Origin of the sequence: Aquabacterium sp. CECT 9606 (assembly GCF_918741295.1) — a bacterium.
Classification (GTDB): domain Bacteria; phylum Pseudomonadota; class Gammaproteobacteria; order Burkholderiales; family Burkholderiaceae_C; genus Aquabacterium.
On the sequence record NZ_CAKKNB010000004.1, the window covers coordinates 367,998 to 388,500 of the forward strand.

The following is a 20,503-nucleotide window of genomic DNA, read 5'->3' on the forward strand; positions in this document are numbered from 1 at the left end:
GTCAACGGACCTGGGCCGTGTCACTGATGTTGATCTTGCGGCGCCGCGCTGCTTCCAGCGTGCGCCTCAGCGTGAGCAGCGAACCGATGTAGTAGATGCCTTTGAAAACATACAGCGAGGGCCAGATGGGCGTCTTGCCAAAGATGTCTCCGGCAAACATGGACATGACCGCTTCTTTGACGCGGAACATGTTGCGCGGCCCCATGAACAGGTCGCGCATGGTGGGGTTGGTCACGCGGTAGATGAACCAGGAGAACTCGCGCGGACCCTTTTGCATCACGCGGTCAAACTGCTTGGTCGCGGCCGCCAGTTGATGCGGCGCGCGCAGTGCCGCATGCACCACCTCGGTCGCGTAGAAGGCGCTGTTCATGGCCAGAAACACGCCGGAGGAAAACACCGGATCGATGAAGGCGAAGGCATCGCCCAGCAGCAGATGGTTGGGGCCACGCGCCTGCTTGCAGCTGTAGGAGTAATTGCCCGTGGCCTCGACCTCGGACACCAACTGTGCATCCTTGAGCCGCGCTTGCAGCGGCGGGCACAGCGCAATGGTGTCCATGAAAAACTCTTGCACGCTGTTCTTGCGTGTCTTGAGGTAGGTGGGCCAGCACACTGCGCCAATGCTGGTGGTGCCATCGGCCAGCGGGATGAACCAGAACCAGCCATGCTCGAACCAGAACAGGCTGATGTTGCCTTCCAACTTGCCTTCCAGGCGCTGGGCGTTGGTGAAGTGGCCGAACAGGGCGGCACTGTTGTGCTTCTTGTTCTTGACCTTGGTGTCCAGCTTGTTGGCCAGGAAGGTGTCGCGGCCCGAGGCATCAATCACCATGCGGGCTTGCCATGTCGCGGCCTGTCCGTCGGCGTGCTGGGCGTGCACAACGGCACCGGTTTCGTCGGGTAGAAAATCCACCGACTTGACACGGCAGTTTTCGATCACTTGGGCGCCTTTGCGCGCGGCATTCTTGATCAGGATGTGGTCGAAGTCGGACCGGCGCACCTGGTAGGCCTTGTCCATGGACTTGTTCCAGGCTTCGCGAAACTCCAGGAAGGTGCGGTCCTGGTGCCAAGGCGAAACAAACTCGATGCCGTATTTGGGCATCGCCATGGCTTCGACTTCTTCGCGCACGCCCAATTGGTCCAGCAGTGGCACATTGGCCGGCAGCAGGGATTCACCGATGTGAAAGCGCGGGTGCTGCGCTTTCTCGAGCAGCACGACGTTCATGCCGCGCTGGGCCAGCAGGGCCGCGGCGGTGGACCCCGCAGGGCCACCGCCAATGATCAGCACGTCGCAAGACAAGGTAGGTGGGGTGGCAGTCACGGGCAATGTTTCCTTCTCAGCAGTCATGCGTCTGCCAAGGCCTTGAGCAGCTTGCCGTGGATCCCGCCAAAGCCGCCATTGCTCATGCACAAGATCTGGTCGCCAGGCTTGACCACCTTGACCAGTTTAGCCACCAGCGTGTCGATGTTGTCGACCACGACAGCGCGGTCACCCATGGGCGCCAGCGCTTCAGCCGCATCCCAACCCAGCCCGCCACTGTGGCAGAAGGACAGGTCGGCTTCTTCGAGCGACCAGGGCAACAGCGCCTTCATGGTGCCCAGCTTCATGGTGTTGGAGCGTGGCTCGAACACCGCGATGATGCGCTGGTCGGGGCTGATGCGCCGGCGCAAGCCGTCCACGGTTGTGCGGATGGCGGTGGGGTGGTGGGCGAAGTCGTCGTAGACGGTGATGCCCTTCACCTCGCCGAGCAACTCCAGGCGGCGCTTGACGTTGGCGAACTGGCTCAGGGCCTCGCAAGCCACCAATGGTGATACACCCACGTGCTCGGCAGCGGCAATGGCGGCCAGTGCGTTCATCTGGTTGTGCTCGCCCATCAGGCTCCATTCGACGCGGCCCACCAGCACAGCGGCCTTGAGCACGTCAAATGCGTGGGGCTCGCCGCGGGCGCGGAAACCCGGCACATCGCCCCGCACGCCAAAACGAACCACATCGCTCCAGCAGCCGCGGTCCAGCACGTGCTGCAAGCTGTCTTCACGGGCATTGACCACCAGGCGGCCTTGGCCGGGCACGGTGCGCACCAAGTGGTGGAACTGGGTCTCGATGGCGGCCAGGTCGGCAAAGATGTCGGCGTGGTCGAACTCCAGGTTGTTCAGCACGGCAGTGCGCGCCTGGTAGTGGACGAACTTGCTGCGCTTGTCGAAAAACGCGGTGTCGTATTCGTCAGCCTCGATCACGAAAGGGTGACCCGAGGCAGGGCGCCGGGCTTCGTCCAGATCACCCAGGCGGGCGGACACGCCAAAATTCTGCGGCACGCCACCGACCAGGAAGCCAGGCTGCAAGCCGGCATGCTCCAGGATCCACGTCAGCATGGACGTGGTGGTGGTCTTGCCATGCGTGCCGGCCACGGCCAGCACATGCCGTCCGCGCAACACGTTTTCGCTCAACCACTGTGGGCCGCTGGTGTAGGGCAGCCCGGCGTTCAGGATGGCTTCCATCAGCGGGTTGCCACGCGAGACCACGTTGCCAATGACGAAGAGGTCGGGCTTGAGTTCAAGCTGATCTGGGGTGTAGCCCTCGATCAGCTCAATGCCCAAGGCGCGCAACTGGTCGCTCATTGGCGGGTAGACCCCCGCGTCGCAACCCGTCACGCGGTGACCGGCCTCGCGGGCCAACGCGGCCACGCCACCCATGAAGGTGCCGCAAATGCCAAGAATGTGAATGTGCATGCTCAACCCAATGCTTGTGCGGCGGCGGCCACTGTGTCGGCGATGTCTTGCTCGGTGTGTGCGTCGCTCACGAACCCAGCTTCGTACATGGCTGGCGCAAGGTAAACGCCACGGTCGAGCATGGCATGAAAGAAGCGGTTGAACTTGTCTGACCCGTGGGCCATGACCGCCTGGTAGTGCTGCGGCAGGGCATCGGCAAAGAAGAAGCCGAACATCCCGCCCTGGCTGTCGCCCACCAAAGGCACGCCCGCTCGCTGGGCGGCGCCCACCAGGCCTTGCACCAGGCTTTGCGTGCGCTGAGCCAGCGATTCGAAAAAGCCCGGACGCTGGATGACTTTCAAGGTGGCCAAGCCGCAAGCCGTGGCCACCGGGTTGCCCGACAAGGTGCCGGCCTGGTAGACCGGGCCGAGAGGCGCCAGTTGCGCCATGACCTTGGCCGGCCCCGCGAAGGCCGCCAGCGGCATTCCTCCCCCAATGACTTTGCCAAACACGCTCAGGTCAGGCGTGAAGCCGCTGATCTGCTCGGCATACAGGCTTTGCGCTCCACCCAAGGCCACGCGAAAGCCTGACATCACTTCATCGAACACCAGCAGGGCGCCATGCTGCGTGCACAGCTCGCGCAAGCGCTTCATGAAAGGCACGGAAGCCCGCACGAAGTTCATGTTGCCGGCGATGGGCTCGATCATCACGCAGGCGATGTCGCTGCCCACTTCGGCAAAGGCCTGTTCGATTTGCTCGACGTTGTTGTATTCCAGGACCAGGGTGTGTTGCACCACTTCAGGCGGCACGCCGGCGCTGGTGGGGTGGCCAAACGTGGCCAAACCGGAGCCTGCCTTGACCAGCAGGGCATCGGCATGGCCGTGGTAGCAGCCCTCGAACTTGATCAGCTTGCTGCGGCCCGTGAATCCACGTGCCAGGCGGATCGCGCTCATGGCCGCCTCGGTGCCCGAGCTGACCAGGCGCACCTGCTCGACACTGGGCACCAGTTTCAAGATCTCCTCGGCCAGCTCAACCTCGCGCTCGGTGGGGGCGCCAAAAGAGAAGCCATCGAGCGCCGCCTTCTGCACCGCTTCGAGCACCTCGGGGTGGCCATGGCCCAGGATCATCGGGCCCCAGGAGCCGATGTAGTCGATGTAGCGTCGGCCTTCCGCATCCCACATGTAGGCGCCTTGTGCCTTGGCGATGAAACGGGGAGTGCCGCCCACGGCCTTGAAAGCCCGCACGGGCGAGTTCACACCGCCGGGGATGGAGCGCTGAGCACGCTCGAACAAAGCTGCATTAGTGGACATTGCGTGAGGACGGGGAAATGTCGTTGTCGGTCAGGCCAGATTCGCCAGCGGCGGCTGCTTCGCCTTCGGCCTCCTCACCAGCTTCGCCCGGCGGCAGGGCCCAGAAGAAGCGGTCGGGGATGACGCCACCCATGCCGGGGCGGAAACCCGAGTCCAGCGCCTGATCCAGGAAGCTCAAGGCCTCTGACACAGCCATGTCGACCGAGGTTTCGGTGGCCAGGATGGCGGCCAGGGCGGCCGACAGCGTGTCGCCCGCGCCCACGAAGCTGGCCTCGAAGCGCTCAAAGCGTTCGCCCGCGATCGCCCCCTGCGACGAGGCCAGCACATTGTCGATGAACTGGTCGGGCAACTGGATGCCGGTCACCAGCACATAGCCGCAACCGCTTTCGCTGGCCGCCACGGCCAGTTCGCGCGCGGAAGGTGGACGCTCGGATTCCCACTCGGGCAGCAGGAAGTCCGTCAGGGTCTTGTGGTTTCCCACCAACACCAGCGAAGCAGGGAGGATCAGCTCGCGAAAAGCCTCCAGATAGGACATCTGGGCGTCTTCTTCCATCCATGAGACGTTGGGTAAATAAGACACCAGCGGAATGTCGGTGTAGTCGGACAGGATTTCGGCGACCACGCTCACGCCTTCGGCGCTGCCCAGGAAGCCCACCTTCCAGGCCGAGATGGTGGCGTCTTCCAGAATGGTGCGCGCCTGTTCCGAGATCGCATCGGCGTCGATTTCGTGAATTTCAAACACCTCGGCCGTGTCTCGAATCAGTAAGCTGGTGATCACTGGCAAGGTGTGCGCGCCCATGGACGCCATCGTGGCGATGTCGGCCGCAATGCCACTGGCGCCGCTGGGGTCGCTGGCATTGAAGCTCATCACGCACGCCGGTGTTCCGGAGTCTTCGGCTTCGGTGGTGGGATCAACCTGGGGGCCGTCGGTGGGAGTGTTCATTCAGTGCGTCTAGCGTGTTCAGGCCCGTGTTCGGACCAGTGGGCGGGAGTCGTCCCTGTGAGCCTCACACGGCGCCAAGCGTCTTGTGGTGCCCACAAACCCTTGTTTTTCACAAGAGTGGGATGGCTACAATCAGCCCATTGTATTCAAGCTGGTTTGAACAGACGTGAACTCTTCCCGCACCTGGATGTGTTTGATTTGTGGCTGGATTTATGACGAAGCGGTCGGCCTGCCCGAAGAAGGCATTGCACCCGGTACGCGTTGGGAGGACATTCCCATGAATTGGGTGTGCCCCGAATGCGGCGCCCGCAAGGAAGATTTCGAAATGGTTCAGATTTGATGGGCGGCATTGGCCGTCATCACCCTTGATTAAAGGAATGGGTCCGTGACTGAAACTGGCTTGCCCGTATTAAGCGATGTCCCTGAAATCACCGCCCCCAAGAAAATCCTGGTGATTGACGACAGCAACACCATTCGGCGCAGCGCCGAGATTTTCCTGAAGCAGGGTGGTTATGAAGTGTTGTTGGCCGAGGACGGTTTTGACGCCCTGGCCAAGGTCAATGACCATGAACCCAGCATCATCTTTTGCGACATCCTCATGCCGCGTCTGGATGGGTATCAAACCTGCGCCATCATCAAACGCAATCCGCGTTTCGCGGCCACGCCGGTGATCATGTTGTCGTCCAAAGACGGTCTTTTTGACAAAGCCCGTGGACGAATGGTGGGGTCTCAGGATTATTTGACCAAGCCTTTCACCAAGGATCAGTTGCTCCAAGCGGTGGCACAGTACAGTGCTTGATTGAACCATTTCTGGTTCTGCGTCTAGGGCGCGCATGCGCTGCCCACAGAGTTCGCCAAGAGGTTGATCGATCATGTCCATTCAAAAAATCCTGCTGGTTGATGATTCCAAGACAGAACTGCATGTGCTGTCAGACCTGTTGACCAAAAAAGGTTTCAAGGTGCGCACCGCCGAAAACGGTGAAGAAGCCTTGCGCCGCCTTCAAGAAGAAAAACCTGACCTGATCCTGATGGACGTGGTCATGCCAGGCCAGAACGGCTTCCAGCTCACGCGTGCCATCACCCGCGACCCGGCCTTTGCCGACGTCCCGGTGATCATCTGCACCAGCAAGAACCAGGAAACCGACCGCGTCTGGGGCATGCGCCAAGGCGCGCGCGACTATGTCGTCAAGCCGGTGGATCCTGAAGAATTGCTGGCCAAGATCAAGGCGTTTGGTTGATTCATGGCGAATAAAGAAGCCCTGCGGGACCTGCAAAAACGCCTGGCCACGCGGTTGCAGGCAGCGCGTGAGCAAGCGCCAACCCGAAACTGGTTGGCGGTGGAAATCGCTGGGCATGGTTTTTTGCTGCCCCTGGATCAAGCGGGCGAGATATTCCCCCTGTCTGCCTTGCAGTCCGTGCCGCACAGCCAGCCCTGGTTCCTGGGCGTGGCCAACCTGCGCGGGCAGTTGCATGGCGTGGTTGATTTGCCAGTCTTCCTGGGCCTGTCCCGGCCCGTGGCGCGTTGGTCGCAAGAGCAGGGGGCCCGGGAGGCTGGTCGGCTCGTGGCGATGAACAGTTCTTTGCAGCTCAACGCGGCCTTGGTCGTGGACAGGCTGCTGGGTTTGAGAAACCCGGCAGACATGGTTGCCGGCGCCACCCCTTCACCAGACACCCCCCATTTCATTGGCCAGCAAGTGGTCGATGACAAGGGTCGGGCCTGGTACGAACTCGACCTTGCTGCGCTGACCGCAGACGAGGCTTTCCTCAAGATCGACGCTTGACCGTTTGGAGTACAAGGCATGAGTTTCCTGAGTCGAATCAAGGACCTGGGCAAGTCGCAGGACGAAGACGAAGTCCAGCCGGAGGCCCTGGCATCCGAAGCGCCAGTGACCTCGTCAGGTGCCAACGCCGTTGACACCCACAACGCGGTATCGTCCACGCTCCAGCCTGGCGCTGGAACGTCGTCCGACTCGATCATTTCCGAGGCGGCGCCTTCCGAGTTCCCGCCCGACTACCACGATGCCCGCGTCAAGGCCGATGCGGCGGAAGCGGCCAATGCGGAGTCGCGCACGGGCTTGCCCGTGATTGGCAACTGGTCGCTCGAGCGCCAGCAGCGTGTGCTGTTCGGTGCCTTCATCCTCGGGGGCCTGGGCCTGATGCTCAGTGCCTTCCTGTCGGTCAATTCTGCAGATCGCCGCGCGGCGCAAGCCGGTGCCACCGGTCAGGCGCTGATGCAGTCGCAACGCTTGGCCAAGTCGGTGTCGCAGGCCTTGATCGGCCGCGCGCAGGCCTTCCAGGAAGTGGCCGATTCCGCCAAGGTGCTGGCCAGCAATGTGCGCGGTCTGGCGCAGGGCGACAGTTCCCTCGGCTTGACCGAAGTGCCTGCCACGGCCAAAGAGCCCTTGCTGCCTTTGCTGCCCTTGGTGGACCGTGCCGAAAAGAACGCCAAGTTCGTGTTGGCGCAGAAGCAGACGCTGACCCAGGTGAGTCAGGCCTTGCGCGAAGTGAACGGCCAGTCCTCTGAACTGCTGGACCTGGCCGAGGGCATCGCCACCGCCAAGATCGAAAAAGGTGGCGCCACGCCTGCCGAGCTGACCGCCATGAACCAGATGGTCATGCTGACGCAGCGTATCGGCAAATCAGCCAACGAGTTCCTGACGGTGGAAGGCGTGTCGACCGAAGCCGTGTTCTTGCTGGGCAAGGATCTGAACGCCTTCAAGGAAATCGTCGACGGCCTGTTGAACGGTAACAAGGACCTGGGCCTGAACGGCGTCAAGGATGCCGAAACGCGCGAGCCGCTCGAAGCCTTGCAAAAGCTGTTCGAACAGACACGCACGCAATCGACCTTCATCCTGGGCACGCTGCAAGGCCTGGTGGCCGCACGCGATGCGCAAGTGGCCATCATTGACGACAGCGAGCCTCTGCGCAAAGGCCTGGAGCAAGTGCAAACACGCTTGTCCGGTGGTGCCGGCATCGGCCTGGTCAACATTGTGTTGATCGTGATCTTCCTGGCCCTCACCGTGGCCGCCGGTTTTGGCTTGCTGCGCGTGTTCCTGACCGACCAGACCCAACGCCGTCAATTGGCCGAAGGCCAGCGCCAGGAGGCCGAACGCCAGGAGCGCGAAGCCAAGCGCGTCAACGACGCCAACCAGGCCGCCATTTTGCGTTTGATGAACGAACTGCAGATGGTCGCTGAAGGTGACTTGACACAACAAGCCACGGTGACTGAAGACATCACCGGCGCCATCGCCGACTCGGTGAACTTCACGGTGGAAGAACTGCGCAGCCTGGTGGCCCAGGTGCAGAGCACGGTCCAACGTGCGACCGACACCACGCAGCAGGTGGAAGCCACGTCGACCGAGCTGTTGGCGGCCTCTGACGAACAACTGCGCGAGATCCGCGAAACTGGTGAATCGGTGCTGCAGATGGCGGGCCGGATTAACGAAGTGTCCGCCCAGGCCCAGCAGTCTGCTGAAGTGGCACGCCAATCGCTGGCCGCCGCCGACACCGGCCTGACCGCGGTGCAGAACGCCATCGGCGGTATGAACACCATCCGCGACCAGATCCAGGACACCTCCAAACGCATCAAGCGGCTGGGCGAATCGTCACAAGAGATTGGCGAAATCACCGAACTGATCTCGGACATCACCGAACAGACCAACGTGCTGGCGCTTAACGCCGCCATCCAGGCCGCGTCTGCCGGTGAGGCCGGACGAGGCTTCTCCGTGGTGGCCGAAGAAGTGCAACGTCTGGCCGAACGCTCGGGCGACGCGACCAAGCAGATTGCCGCGCTGGTGCGAACCATTCAGACCGACACCCAGGATGCCGTGGCCGCCATGGAACGCTCCACACAGGGCGTGGTGGAAGGGGCCCGTCTGTCCGACGCTGCCGGATCCGCCCTGGGCGACATTGACCGCGTGTCACGCCGACTGGCCGAACTGATTGAGCAGATTTCCTCACAAGCCTTGCGTGAAGCAGAATCTGCGAACGTGGTCGTCTCGAACATCCAGCACATTTTTGCGGTGACCGAGCAGACCGGTGAAGGTACCCGATCAACGACCCAGCTCGTGCGCGAGCTGTCCAAGACCGCCGACGAACTCCAGCAGTCGGTGTCCCGGTTCAAGATCGTTTAAGACTCGAGAGTCGACCCCATGGACAGCATGCAAGCAGCCCCGATGTCAGACGATCTCAGCGCCCTGGCGTGGGTTCAGGAAGAACTCCGCAAGTCGCTGGATGCCGCGCACAAGGCGCTGCACCGTGGTCTCAAGGACGCCACGTCGTCCGAGTCCGACATGGACGCGCGCGACCCCGCCGTGCTGCGACAGGCTCGCCAGCAAATCCACCAGGGCGTGGGTGCGCTGGAATTGGCGGGCTTGCCCGCCGGGGCCACCTTGCTGCGGGCCAGTGAAGCCGTTGTCCAGAAGTTCATCAACCGGCCTGCGTCGCTGACGGAGGCTGCTGTGCTGGCGGTGGAGCGCGGCTCCTTCGCCTTGATGGACTACATCGGGCGCCGGCTGAACGGCAAGAACGTGCCGGCATTGGCACTGTTCCCGCAATACGAAGCCTTGATGTCCCTGGCCGGCACCACCTTGCCACGGCCCACCGATCTGTGGAGCCAGGATTGGCCCAAGGTCGCGCTGGAAGCACCTTTGGCGCCGCCAGAGTCGGCCACGCCACGCGCGGCCGACGAGGCCACGGTGGATGATTTTGAATCCGGCTTGCTCGCCTTGCTGCGCCGCAATCAGCCACGCGATGCCGTCGCCCTGGCCGATTTGTGCGCGTCGCTGGCCAGTGGTTCGTCGCAGCGCCACGCGCACCGCGAATCGGCCACCTGGATGCTGGCCAGCGGTTTCCTGGAAGCCCTGGCGGGTGACCACGTGCCGCTGACCGTCCACGCCAAGCGGGTGCTGTCCTCGCTCCTCAAGCAATTGCGCGTGCTGGTCCAGGGCAAGGAAACGCCCTCCGACCGTTTGGCGCAAGAGCTGCTGTTTTTCTGTGCCCAGGCCTCTGGCGCCAATGCCAAACCCGATTCGGTGCTCTCGAACGTGCGCCGCACTTTTGGCCTGGACCAGCACGCGCCGGTCAACTTGCTGGAATCCAGCCTGGGGCGCTATGACCCCGCCTGGGTGGCGCAGGCCGTCAAGCGCGTGGCCGGCGCCAAGGACGGCTGGTCGGCCGTCGCCGCCGGCGAGTTGCTGCGCCTGGGCGGTCTCAACGAACAATTTGCCTTGGTGAGCGAGTCGCTCAAGCGCTTGTACCCCGATGGGGAAGTGCTGGCCGATTCGCTGTCGCAGGCTGTGAACCAGACCGTGCAGTCGGGCCAGGCGCCTGAGCCCAGTCTGGCCATGGAAGTGGCCACCAGCCTGCTCTACCAGGAGGCCTCGCTGGAAGACGGCGAGTTCGACCACCCCGAGCAGAAAGACCGCATCCACCGCCTGGCCAGCCGCATTGACGCGGTCCGCCAAGGACAGCCGGCCCAGCCGCTCGAATCGTGGATGGAAGACCTGTACCGCCGCGTCTCCGACCGCCAGACCATCGGCAGCGTGGTGCAAGAGTTGCGCAGCAACCTGAGCGAGGCCGAAAAGAACATCGATCTGTTCTTCCGTGACCCCACCCAGCCCGCGTCGCTGGTCAATGTGCCTACGCAATTGCAGGCCATGCGGGGTGTGCTGGCCGTTTTGGGCCTGGACATGGCGGGTCACGCCACCGTTCGCATGCGCGAAGACGTCGACCACTTGCTGCAGCCGGACACCAACGTCCAGGAAGCCGGCGACGCGGGCGTGTTCGACCGCCTGGCCACGAACCTGGGTGCGTTGGGCTTCCTGATCGACATGCTGAATGTGCAGCCCAACTTGGTCAAAGCGCTGTTCAAGTACGACCCCGAGACTGGCGTGCTGTCGCCTTTGATGGGCCGCGAGCGTTCGGCCCCGATCCCGGTGGCCTTGCCCGACCCGGTCGAAGCCGCGGCGCAGAAGGCTGAACGCGACGAGGTGCAGACCGCGGCCGAGGCGGTGGTCGAGTCCGTCACGCGCGATGAAGTGTCCCTGAGCGATGTCTCCGACGAGCTGCAAAAGCTGGCCGACACCCCCATGGTGCAAGACCAGCCCGCCTTGGCCGACACGGTGGCTTCCGCCCAGGCCGCTTTGGCCACGGCGCAGGCTTCTGATGATGAAGATGCGCAGACGCTGGCGCGCGAGCAAGTGGCCCAGGTCATGGCCGATTTTGCCCAGTCCGTGTCCGAGCCCGTGGGCCTGGATTTGCCCGTGGGTGAAACCTTCACCGACAGCGGCCATGCGCCCCTGATGCCGACACCCGTGGTGCCCGCCGAGCCCACCGGCCTGGAAGAAGACGACGAGATGCGCGGCATCTTCCTGGAAGAAGCCAACGAAGTCATTGCCAGCGCCTTGGAGGCCACGGAGGGCTTGGTCAGCCACCCGGACGATGTCACCTTGCTGACCAGTGTGCGCCGTGGTTTCCACACCCTCAAGGGCAGCTCGCGCATGGTTGGTCTGAATGACTATGGTGAAGCCGGCTGGGCCTGCGAGCAACTGTTCAACACCTGGATGGCCTCGCAAGCGCCTGCCAGCCCTGATTTGCTGGGCTTCACCGCGGAAGCGCTGGAGTACATGGCCGGTTGGACCAAGGCCATCGAGGCGCGCAATGCGCAAGGTTGGCACAGCGCCGACCTGGTTCGTGCTGCCGACACCTTGCGCCTGGAAGGGCGCCGCGTGCCCATCGGTGGGGGCTCCACCTTTGCCGCCACGGATGTCCAGTCGTTCGCCGCTGAAGAGTCATCGGCCCCGGCTGAAGACGACCTGTCCGACCTGACTTTGCCCCTGGTCGACCTGGGGGGCGAGCAGGAGGCGTCGTCAGACACTCCTGAAGAAGAGCCCGTCACCCAGCCATCGGCATTCACTGAGTCGTTGCTGCCCAGCATCGATGGCGATTTGCTGACCTTGGAGTTGCCACCCGAAGAAGAGGCGGCGTTCTTGGCCGCCGAGCAAGCGCCCGACCTGGCCGAGCCCGAATTGCCGCAGGAAGAAGGTGAGCTGGCTTTGGAGCCAGAGCCGGCCATCGTCCTGGACATCGTGTCCGACGAGGCCTTGCAGGTTCAGGTGCCCGAGGTCTTTGAAAACTCACAACCGCTGTACCTCGAGTCCGAGCCCGGCGTGTTTGTCGAAGAGACGGCCGCGGTCACGGTGGATGAGCCCATGCTGCTGGAAGGTGAGCCTGTCGTGTTCGAAGAGCCGGCCCCCGCCGACGAGCTTCCCTCCGAATCCGACGAGCAGGTCAAGGTCATCGGCCCGCTGCGCATCAGCATCCCGCTGTTCAACATCTACCTGAACGAGGCTGACGAGCAGTCGCGCCGCCTGTGCACCTCGCTCAGCGAATGGGCGCTGGAGCTGCACCACCCGGTGTCTGAAGACGCGATCGCTCTGGCACATTCGCTGGCAGGCAATTCGGCCACTGTGGGTTACACCGAGCTGTCGCAGCTGGCGCGTTTGCTGGAGCACAGCCTGATGCGCGCGCACGCCCTGGGCCGTGGCGAGCCCGAAGTGGCCGCCTTGTTCAACGAAGCGGCCGACGACATCCGGCACCTGCTGCACCAATTCGCGGCTGGTTTCCTCAAGACCCCGAACGACGAGTTGATGCGCCGCCTGGAGGTGTACGACCACACCGCCTCGCGCCGCCTGGAAGCACGGAGTCTGCTGGGCGAACTCGACGCAGGCGATGATGAAGGCGGCCAGCCCGCCTCGGACGAAAACCGCAGCCACGGGCACCTGCGCCTGGTGCATTCGGTCGATGAGTCGGCGGTGCCTGATTCGTCGTTTGACCAATCGTCCCACGACGAAGTGGTCCCGACCCAGCCCAGCCCCCTGGGCCAGGCCGAGATCAAATCGCTGGACTCGCTGCCCGAGGTGCCTGCCGCCGCAGCGCCAGTGATGCGCAAGGCCGACAGCATCACGGGCCTGGACGACCGTGACGACCTGGAAGCCCACGACGCTGTCGATCCCGACCTCTTTCCCATTTTTGAAGAAGAAGCGCAGGAGTTGCTGCCCCAACTGGCCAGCCAAATGCGCCAGTGGCTGGAGCAGCCCTCCCACCCGGCCGCACCGGCCGCCTGCATGCGCACCTTGCACACCTTCAAGGGCGGCGCGCGTTTGGCGGGTGCCATGCGCCTGGGCGAGTTGGCCCACCGCCTTGAAACCACCATCGAGCACCTGATTGGCTCGGAGACGATCACGCGTGATGAGGTCGAGCCGCTGGAAGCCCGCGTCGATGCGTTGGTGGAAGAGTTCGAGGCCTTGTCCCAACGCGATGCCCAGAACTACGACGCCGAGGTGAGCAAGCCACTGCCACCCGCCGAACCGGTTGAATCGGTCTCGCGCGTGGTCGAGTCCATGCCCACCGCCGTGGTGACCCACGCCGTCCCCACCAATGTGCCTGCGCCTGAGTCGCCTTCGGCTTCCGAGCAACCTGAAAGCGCCTCGGCGCCAGCCGTGATCGACTGGACCTCTTTGGCCAACAACGGCCGCCGCTTGACCGCCGCGCCAAAACGCGATGCAGCTCAGGCCGCGGTGCAGGCCGTGGTGCGCGTGCGCCCTCAGCTTTTGGACCGCCTGGTCAACCATGCCGGCGAGGTCAGCATTGCCCGCACCCGGATCGCTTCGCAAGTGGGCCAGATCCGTGGCTCGCTCACCGACCTCACGGACAACTTGGGCCGTTTGCGCCAGCAACTGCGCGACATCGAGCTGCAAGCCGACACACAGCTCAACACCCGCCTGGAAGCCGCCCGTGCCGCCAGCCAGACGTTTGATCCGCTTGAGTTTGACCGCTACACCCGCTTCCAGGAACTGACCCGCATGATGGCCGAGTCGGTGAACGACGTGGCCACCGTGCAGCGCTCGCTGAACCGCACACTGGAAGTCGCCGAAGACCAGTTGGCCGCCCAGGCGCGCTTGACGCGTGACCTGCAGGACGACCTGCTGCGCACACGCATGGTCGAGTTCGAAGGCCTGTCAGACCGCCTGTACCGCGTGGTGCGCCAGGCGGCCAAGGAAACCGGCAAGCAGGTCAAGCTGGACATCGTGGGCGGCGCCACTGAAGTCGACCGCGGGGTGCTGGAACGCATGACCGGTGCTTTCGAGCACTTGCTGCGCAATTGCATCACCCACGGCATCGAAGTCCCGGCCGTGCGCCAGGCCGCAGGCAAGGATCCTGCCGGGCTGGTGATCGTGTCCCTGCGCCAGGAAGGCAATGAAGTCACGCTGGAATTCCGCGACGATGGCGCCGGCTTGAACCTGGACCGCATCCGCCAAAAGGCCGTGGCCATGGGCCTGATCCAGCCTGACGCGGACGTGCCGCCGGGCGAGCTGGCCCAGATGATTTTCACGCCCGGTTTCTCAACGGCCGACACGGTCACTGAACTGGCCGGCCGCGGCATCGGCATGGACGTGGTGCGCGCTGAAGTGAACGCCATGGGCGGGCGCATCGAGACCTCCACGGCGGCCGGTCAAGGCACCAGTTTCAAGCTGGTGCTGCCCCTGACCACCGCGGTCACCAAAGTGGTGATGCTGCGCTGTGGTGAGGTCACCGTGGCCGTGCCGACCCACTTGATTGAAATGGTGCGCCGTGCCAAACCGGCCGAGGTCGAGCAGGCCTATGAGTTCGGCACCTACCAGTTCGCCGACCTGGTCTTGCCTTTCTACTGGCTGGGCGCCTTGCTGCAGAACAGCCCGCGTGGCTCGACCGAAGGCCGTTCGCTGCCTGTGATCGTGGTGCGCTCGGCGCAGCAACGCATCGCCCTGCACGTGGACGAAGTGCTGGGCAACCATGAAGTGGTGGTCAAGAACCTGGGGCCGCAGCTGTCGCGTCTGCCGGGCTTGGCGGGCATGACTTTGCTGGCTTCGGGCGCGGTTTCCTTGATTTACAACCCGGTGGCCTTGGCCACGGTGTATGGCGATGCTGCGCAGGCCTACACCAAGGCCGCTTTGCACGCGGTGGCCAGTGGCCAGGACACGGAAGCCGAGCAGGCCGCCGCCCTGGCCATTGAAGCCTTGCCGCCGCTGGTTTTGGTGGTTGATGATTCTTTGACCGTGCGGCGTGTCACGCAGCGCTTGCTGGCGCGCGAAGGCTACCGCGTCGTGCTGGCCAAGGACGGCATGGACGCCCTGGAGCGACTGGCCGAAGAAGTCCCAGTGGTGGTGCTGTCCGACATCGAAATGCCGCGAATGGACGGGTTCGACCTGGTGCGCAACATCCGTGGCAACGAGCGCTGGAAGCAGCTGCCCGTGGTGATGATTTCATCGCGCATTGCCCAAAAGCACCGCGACTACGCCACGCAGTTGGGGGCTAATCATTACCTGGGCAAGCCATACGGCGAAGAAGAACTGCTGGCCTTGGTGGCCCGATACGCCTTGCAGCGGGAAGCGGCGGGTGTGAGTGACGGCGCGTGATTTGGTGGACACCGACACGAGTGCCATCGACCAACTCGCTCACCTGACCGCCCAGCGCGATCGTGAGTTGCTGGATGTGTCGCTGGCGCAAGGCGTTCTGGAGTTGTTGGGGGCATGCAGCGTTGGTGTTTACCGCGTTCTCGGCCAAGAGGGTGCTGACCAGCATTGGTTGTGTTCGGGGCTGGCGCGGCGCGGCAAATTGACTGTCAGCGATCCGCCCTGGCTGGACCCGGACACCATGCCTTTCCTGGAGGATTTTCCTTCCCGTGAAGAAGCCCTGGTTTCTCGCACGTTGGTGCAGCGCGCCCTGAATGAGACAGAAGACGGTGCCTCCGACGAGGCTGCCACCTGGCTGACGGTGTTGACCTTGCATGCGGAGCTGGGCCAATCGGGCGTGCTGGAAGTGCGTTCGGCCCAGCCCTTGCCCTTGCGCGATCTGCGCTCCATGCAGACCCTGTTGCGCGTGTTTGGCAACTTCCAGAACCTGCTGGAATCCAGCCAACGTGACTCGCTCACCGGCTTGCTCAACCGCCAGACTTTCGACGCCACTTTCCTGAAAGCCTCGATGCCGGTTCAGCTGAGCACCGAGGAGGCCGAGAGCGAGGCCGAGCGCCGTGGCTCGCAGATGAACACCTTCTGGCTCGGGGTCATCGACATTGACCACTTCAAGCTGGTCAACGACCGTTTTGGCCATTTGATCGGTGACGAGGTGCTGGTGCTGGTGGCGCGCATCATGCGCCAGACCTTCCGCCACTACGACCGCCTGTTCCGCTTTGGCGGCGAGGAGTTCGTGGTGCTACTGCGAGGCGGCACTGAAAAGCACGCTTTGCGCGTCTTCGAGCGTTTTCGCCAAAACATGCAGGCGTATGCCTTTCCACAAGTGGGGCAGGTCACCGTCAGCCTGGGTTTCACGGGCGTTCATCCGCATGACACGCCTACTGCGGCCTTTTCGCGCGCCGACCAGGCCGTCTACCAGGCCAAGCACCAGGGGCGCAATCAAACCCTGTGTTTCGAGAATCTGGTCAACCAGGGCGTCATCACCACCGAAGGCGACAGGGTCGGCAACATCGAGTTGTTCTGACTGCTTGAACGGCCGCTTGCCTCAGCGCGGCTTTTCGCCGGTCTTGACCACCGCGTAGCGCTCCAGGGTTTCGGCCCGCGCAGCCTCGTGCTGCACGATGGGCGCGGGATAGTCAACCGCATCCCCCAGATCGCCCAGCAGCCAAGGGGCATGGATGGCCTTGTCACTCAGGTGGGCCAGTTCGGGCACGTAGCGGCGGATGAACTTGCCGGCGGCATCGAACTTCTGGCTCTGGCTGATGGGGTTGAAGATGCGGAAGTAGGGCTGGGCATCGCAGCCGCTGGAGGCCGCCCATTGCCAGCCCCCATTGTTGGCGGCCAGGTCGAAATCCAGCAGCTTCTCGGCAAAGTAACGCTCGCCCCAGCGCCAGTCAATGCCCAGGTCCTTGATCAAGAAGCTGGCCACGACCATGCGCAGGCGGTTGTGCATGTAGCCGGTCTGGTTGATCTGGCGCATGGCGGCATCCACCAGCGGGTAACCGGTGCGCCCACCACACCAGGCCGCGAAACGTGCCTCGGCCTTGGCGCCGCTCATCCACTTGATCTTGTCGTATTCGCGTTTGAAGCTGTGGCCGATCACGTGGGGGTGGTGGTGCATGACCTGGTGGTAGAAATCGCGCCAGATCAGCTCCGAGAGCCAGGTTTGCGCGCCGGTGGACCCGGCCTTGGCCCGATCCCAGGCCAGTTTGGCCAGCAAGCGGATCGACACCGTGCCAAACCGCAGGTGGGTGGACAGGTAGCTTGGGCCTTTCACGCCCGGGAAATCGCGGGTGTCGCGGTAGTGGTCCATCCGCTCCAGAAAATCATCCAGCAAAGCCTGGGCCCCGCTCATGCCCGCGGGCACCTTGAGCGCGTCCGTGGGCTCAAAGCCCAGCTCGCCCAAACCGGGGATCCGCGATCCATCCGGCGCTTTCATCCCGACGTCGGCGGGGATGGCTGCCAGGTGTTGCGCATGGGGCGCCACGGGGTAGGCCTTGACGTAGAACTCGTCGACCTTCTTCAGCCAGTTGTTCTTGTAGGGCGTGAAGACGCCGTAGGGCGTGTCGTTGCCGGTCAGGATCTCGTTGCGCTCGAAGATCACGTGGTCTTTGGATGTGAACAGGGCTGCACCCACATCGCTCAGCTTGCCGCGCACCTGGGCGTCGCGCACCAGCGCATGGGGCTCGTCATCGTGGTTGGCGAACACGGCCTGAACACCCAGTTGCTGGGCCAGTCGAGGGATTTCGGTGAGTGCGCTGCCGTGCACCACGATCAGCCCGGCACCCTGCGCGTTGGGCACTTCGCGGGCGGCGGCGAGCTGGCGCAGGGCCTCGTCCAGCTCCAACAGGCTGTCGCGGATGAACACCACGCGGCGATCCGCACGGGGCAGGGGGTCCAGGATGTCGGTGTCGAACACAAAAACGCACCACACGCGCCGGGCCTGTTTCAGGGCGTAGTGCAGGGCGGCGTGGTCGGTGCTGCGCAGATCGCGGCGAAACCAGACAAGGGCGGAATCGAACGGGGTTGTCATGTGGGGTCTAAAATCATGGCATGTCTGAAGGCGCAACCTCCATCGATCTGAGCAACCAGTTCCTCATTGCCATGCCCGGTATCACCGACGGCAACTTTGCGGGCGCGGTTGTGTACCTGTGTGAACACACTGAAAACGGGGCTTTGGGCCTTGTCATCAACCGTCCGATCGACATCAATCTGAGAAATCTCTTCGAAAAAGTGGACCTCAACCTGGAGCGGGAGGATCTGGCGTCCCGGCCAGTCTACTTCGGCGGCCCGGTGCAGACCGAGCGCGGCTTCGTTTTGCACGACAGCCTGGGCGACGAAGGGGGGCATTACAGCTCGACCCTGAAAATCCCCGGTGGCCTGGAAATGACCACGTCGCGCGATGTGCTGGAAGCCCTGTCCAACGGCGCCGGACCCAGCCGGGTGTTCATCACCCTGGGTTATGCCGGCTGGGGCGCCGGGCAGCTGGAAGACGAGCTGAGCCGCAACGGCTGGCTGAATGTGAATGCCGAGCCGGCTGTGATATTCGACACCCCGGTGGAAGAGCGTTACGACCGGGCCTTGTCCCTGCTGGGCATCGACCGAAGCATGTTGACGTCCGAGGCCGGGCACGGATGAGCCTGGCCGTTCAAAGCTACCTGGCCTTCGACTACGGCCTCAAGCGGGTGGGCGTGGCCAGCGGCAACACCTTGCTGCGCCAGGCCCAGCCTTTGCGCACCATCGCCGCCGACGGCGACGCCCGCTTTGCGCAAATTGGCAGCCTGATCGACGAGTGGCGCCCGAATGCCCTGGTGGTGGGCGTGCCATTCCACCCCGATGGTGCCGAGCACGAGAACACCCTGCGCGCGCGCCGCTTTGCCCGCCAATTGCAAGGCCGTTTCAAGCTCCCGGTACATGAGGTGGACGAACGTTACTCCACCACCGAGGCCATCGCCGGCGGCGCCCGTGACCTGGACGCCACCTCCGCCGCCATCCTGTTGCAGCAGTTTTTCAACGAACATCCCGAACCTTTCAAAGGGGCCTGAGTGAGCGATCAGCAAAACACCCTGCACCTGAATGCCGAGGCGCTTTATGCCAACTTGCTGTCTGGCGTGCGGCGCATCGTCACGGCGGACACCGCCCTGGTCGGCATCTGGTCGGGCGGCGCCTGGCTGGCCGAGCGCCTCAGCCAGGACCTGGGCCGCACCGAAGCCCACGGCGTCATCTCGTCGGCCTTGCACCGGGACGACTTTGGCTCGCGCGGCATGGCCGCCACCACCGACGCCACCCACTTGCCGTTTTCTGTCGAAGGCCGGCACATCCTGCTGATCGACGACGTGCTCTACACCGGCCGCACCATCCGCGCCGTCATCAATGAGCTGTTCGATTTTGGCCGCCCGGCCAGCGTCACCCTGGCGGTGCTGGTCGACCGCGGCGGGCGCGAACTCCCTGTGGAGCCGGCCCTGTCGGCCGCCCGCATCACCCTGCCGGCCGACCAGCGCGTGTCGCTGGCCCGCGCCGACGACGGCCGTTTCCAGTTCCATTTCGAGAGGGTCGAATGACGACCGCCAAGTTCCAGCGCAATCCCCAGCTCAATGGCCACGGCGAGCTGATCCACCTGCTGTCCACCGAAGGCTTGCCCAAGGCGGTGATCCACAAGATCCTGGACACCGCCGAGACGTTTTTGAGCGTCAATGACCGGGAGGTCAAGAAGGTGCCCCTGCTGCGCGGCAAGAGCGTGTTCAACCTGTTCTTCGAGAACAGCACGCGTACGCGCACCACCTTCGAGATCGCGGCCAAGCGCCTGTCTGCCGACGTGATCAACCTGGACATCGCGCGCTCTTCGGCCTCCAAAGGCGAAAGCCTGCTCGACACCATCGCCAACCTCAGCGCGATGCACGCCGACATGTTCGTGGTGCGCCATGCCGAATCCGGCGCGCCCTACCTGATCGCCCAGCACGTGGCCCCGCACGTGCACGTGGTCAACGCTGGGGATGGCCGCCATGCGCACCCCACGCAGGCCTTGCTGGACATGTTCACCATCCGGCACTACAAGAAAGACTTCAGCAACCTGACTGTGGCCATCGTGGGCGACATCGTGCACTCGCGCGTGGCTCGCTCCAACATCCACGCGCTGACCACGCTGGGCGTGCCCGAAGTGCGCGTGGTCGGCCCCCGCACCCTGGTACCCGGCGACCTGCGCGAGATGGGCGTGCGCGTCTGCCACGACATGGTTGAAGGCATCAGGGGCGCCGACGTCATCATCATGCTGCGCCTGCAGAACGAGCGCATGTCGGGCGGCATGCTGCCCAGCGCGGGCGAGTTCTTCAAAGAATTCGGCCTGACCGAAGAAAAACTGGCCCATGCCAAGCCCGACGCCATCGTCATGCACCCCGGCCCCATCAACCGAGGCGTCGAGATTGACTCCGCCGTGGCCGATGGCAAGCAAAGCGTCATCCTGCCCCAGGTCACCTTCGGCATCGCCGTGCGCATGGCCGTGATGTCCATCATCGCCGGCAACGAGGCTTGAACCCGAC

Annotated in this window: 16 protein-coding genes; 11 read left to right on the plus strand and 5 right to left on the minus strand. The window is 63.7% G+C overall.

Annotated features, from left to right (window positions below; all coding sequences use genetic code 11):
* Nucleotide 1: 1 nt before the first annotated feature.
* The 4 genes from LQ232_RS18985 to LQ232_RS19000 are packed head-to-tail and all read right to left on the minus strand — an operon-like array spanning nt 2 to nt 4,953.
* Complete coding sequence (locus LQ232_RS18985; protein ID WP_230181959.1) at nt 2–1,342, minus strand: NAD(P)/FAD-dependent oxidoreductase; 1,341 nt, start codon at nt 1,340–1,342, stop codon at nt 2–4.
* Nucleotides 1,339–2,721, minus strand: a complete 1,383-nt coding sequence (gene mpl / locus LQ232_RS18990; RefSeq protein ID WP_230181960.1) for a UDP-N-acetylmuramate:L-alanyl-gamma-D-glutamyl-meso-diaminopimelate ligase — start codon at nt 2,719–2,721, stop codon at nt 1,339–1,341. The genes LQ232_RS18985 and mpl overlap by 4 nt, the downstream gene beginning before the upstream one ends.
* Before the next feature lie 2 nt (nt 2,722–2,723).
* Nucleotides 2,724–4,010, minus strand: coding sequence for a glutamate-1-semialdehyde 2,1-aminomutase (hemL, locus tag LQ232_RS18995; RefSeq protein WP_230181961.1), 1,287 nt, complete (start codon nt 4,008–4,010; stop codon nt 2,724–2,726).
* Nucleotides 4,000–4,953, minus strand: coding sequence for a hydroxymethylpyrimidine/phosphomethylpyrimidine kinase (locus LQ232_RS19000; protein WP_371820317.1), 954 nt, complete (start codon nt 4,951–4,953; stop codon nt 4,000–4,002). The genes hemL and LQ232_RS19000 overlap by 11 nt, the downstream gene beginning before the upstream one ends.
* Before the next feature lie 187 nt (nt 4,954–5,140).
* On the opposite strand from LQ232_RS19000, the gene LQ232_RS19005 reads away from it, so the two are divergent.
* The 7 genes from LQ232_RS19005 to LQ232_RS19035 all read left to right on the plus strand — a co-directional run bounded on the left by LQ232_RS19005 (nt 5,141) and on the right by LQ232_RS19035 (nt 16,491).
* Entirely contained in the window at nt 5,141–5,293 is a 153-nt protein-coding gene (locus LQ232_RS19005) for a rubredoxin (protein WP_230182384.1), read from the plus strand.
* 45 nt (nt 5,294–5,338) lie between these two features.
* Nucleotides 5,339–5,752, plus strand: coding sequence for a PleD family two-component system response regulator (locus tag LQ232_RS19010; RefSeq protein WP_300545118.1), 414 nt, complete (start codon nt 5,339–5,341; stop codon nt 5,750–5,752).
* Nucleotides 5,753–5,825: 73 nt separating this feature from the next.
* On the plus strand, nt 5,826–6,191 hold the full coding sequence (locus LQ232_RS19015; RefSeq protein ID WP_300545117.1) for a PleD family two-component system response regulator: 366 nt from the start codon (nt 5,826–5,828) through the stop codon (nt 6,189–6,191).
* A gap of 3 nt (nt 6,192–6,194) precedes the next feature.
* A complete protein-coding gene (locus tag LQ232_RS19020) occupies nt 6,195–6,734 on the plus strand; it encodes a chemotaxis protein CheW (RefSeq protein WP_230181962.1) in 540 nt (179 codons plus the stop codon).
* A gap of 18 nt (nt 6,735–6,752) precedes the next feature.
* On the plus strand, nt 6,753–9,086 hold the full coding sequence (locus LQ232_RS19025; protein WP_230181963.1) for a methyl-accepting chemotaxis protein: 2,334 nt from the start codon (nt 6,753–6,755) through the stop codon (nt 9,084–9,086).
* A 42-nt stretch (nt 9,087–9,128) separates the two neighbouring features.
* Nucleotides 9,129–15,410 (plus strand): Hpt domain-containing protein, encoded by a 6,282-nt coding sequence (locus LQ232_RS19030; protein ID WP_230181964.1) that lies wholly within the window; start codon nt 9,129–9,131, stop codon nt 15,408–15,410.
* A gap of 4 nt (nt 15,411–15,414) precedes the next feature.
* A complete protein-coding gene (locus tag LQ232_RS19035) occupies nt 15,415–16,491 on the plus strand; it encodes a GGDEF domain-containing protein (protein ID WP_230181965.1) in 1,077 nt (358 codons plus the stop codon).
* 21 nt (nt 16,492–16,512) lie between these two features.
* On the opposite strand, the gene LQ232_RS19040 is transcribed toward LQ232_RS19035, so the two are convergent.
* Nucleotides 16,513–18,000, minus strand: coding sequence for a deoxyribodipyrimidine photo-lyase (locus tag LQ232_RS19040; RefSeq protein ID WP_230181966.1), 1,488 nt, complete (start codon nt 17,998–18,000; stop codon nt 16,513–16,515).
* A gap of 20 nt (nt 18,001–18,020) precedes the next feature.
* Between LQ232_RS19040 and LQ232_RS19045 the strand changes: the two genes are divergently transcribed.
* From LQ232_RS19045 to LQ232_RS19060, 4 genes are read left to right on the plus strand one after another with little or no spacing between them, the layout of a single operon-like run.
* Entirely contained in the window at nt 18,021–18,605 is a 585-nt protein-coding gene (locus tag LQ232_RS19045; RefSeq protein ID WP_230181967.1) for a YqgE/AlgH family protein, read from the plus strand.
* Nucleotides 18,602–19,012 (plus strand): Holliday junction resolvase RuvX, encoded by a 411-nt coding sequence (gene ruvX / locus LQ232_RS19050; protein ID WP_230181968.1) that lies wholly within the window; start codon nt 18,602–18,604, stop codon nt 19,010–19,012. The genes LQ232_RS19045 and ruvX overlap by 4 nt, the downstream gene beginning before the upstream one ends.
* Nucleotides 19,013–19,528 carry a bifunctional pyr operon transcriptional regulator/uracil phosphoribosyltransferase PyrR gene (gene pyrR / locus LQ232_RS19055; RefSeq protein ID WP_230181969.1) on the plus strand — a complete coding sequence of 172 codons (516 nt, stop codon included), beginning with the start codon at nt 19,013–19,015 and terminating at the stop codon, nt 19,526–19,528.
* Nucleotides 19,525–20,496: an aspartate carbamoyltransferase catalytic subunit gene (locus LQ232_RS19060; protein WP_230181970.1), complete on the plus strand. Its 972-nt coding sequence runs from the start codon at nt 19,525–19,527 to the stop codon at nt 20,494–20,496. The genes pyrR and LQ232_RS19060 overlap by 4 nt, the downstream gene beginning before the upstream one ends.
* Nucleotides 20,497–20,503 lie beyond the last annotated feature (7 nt).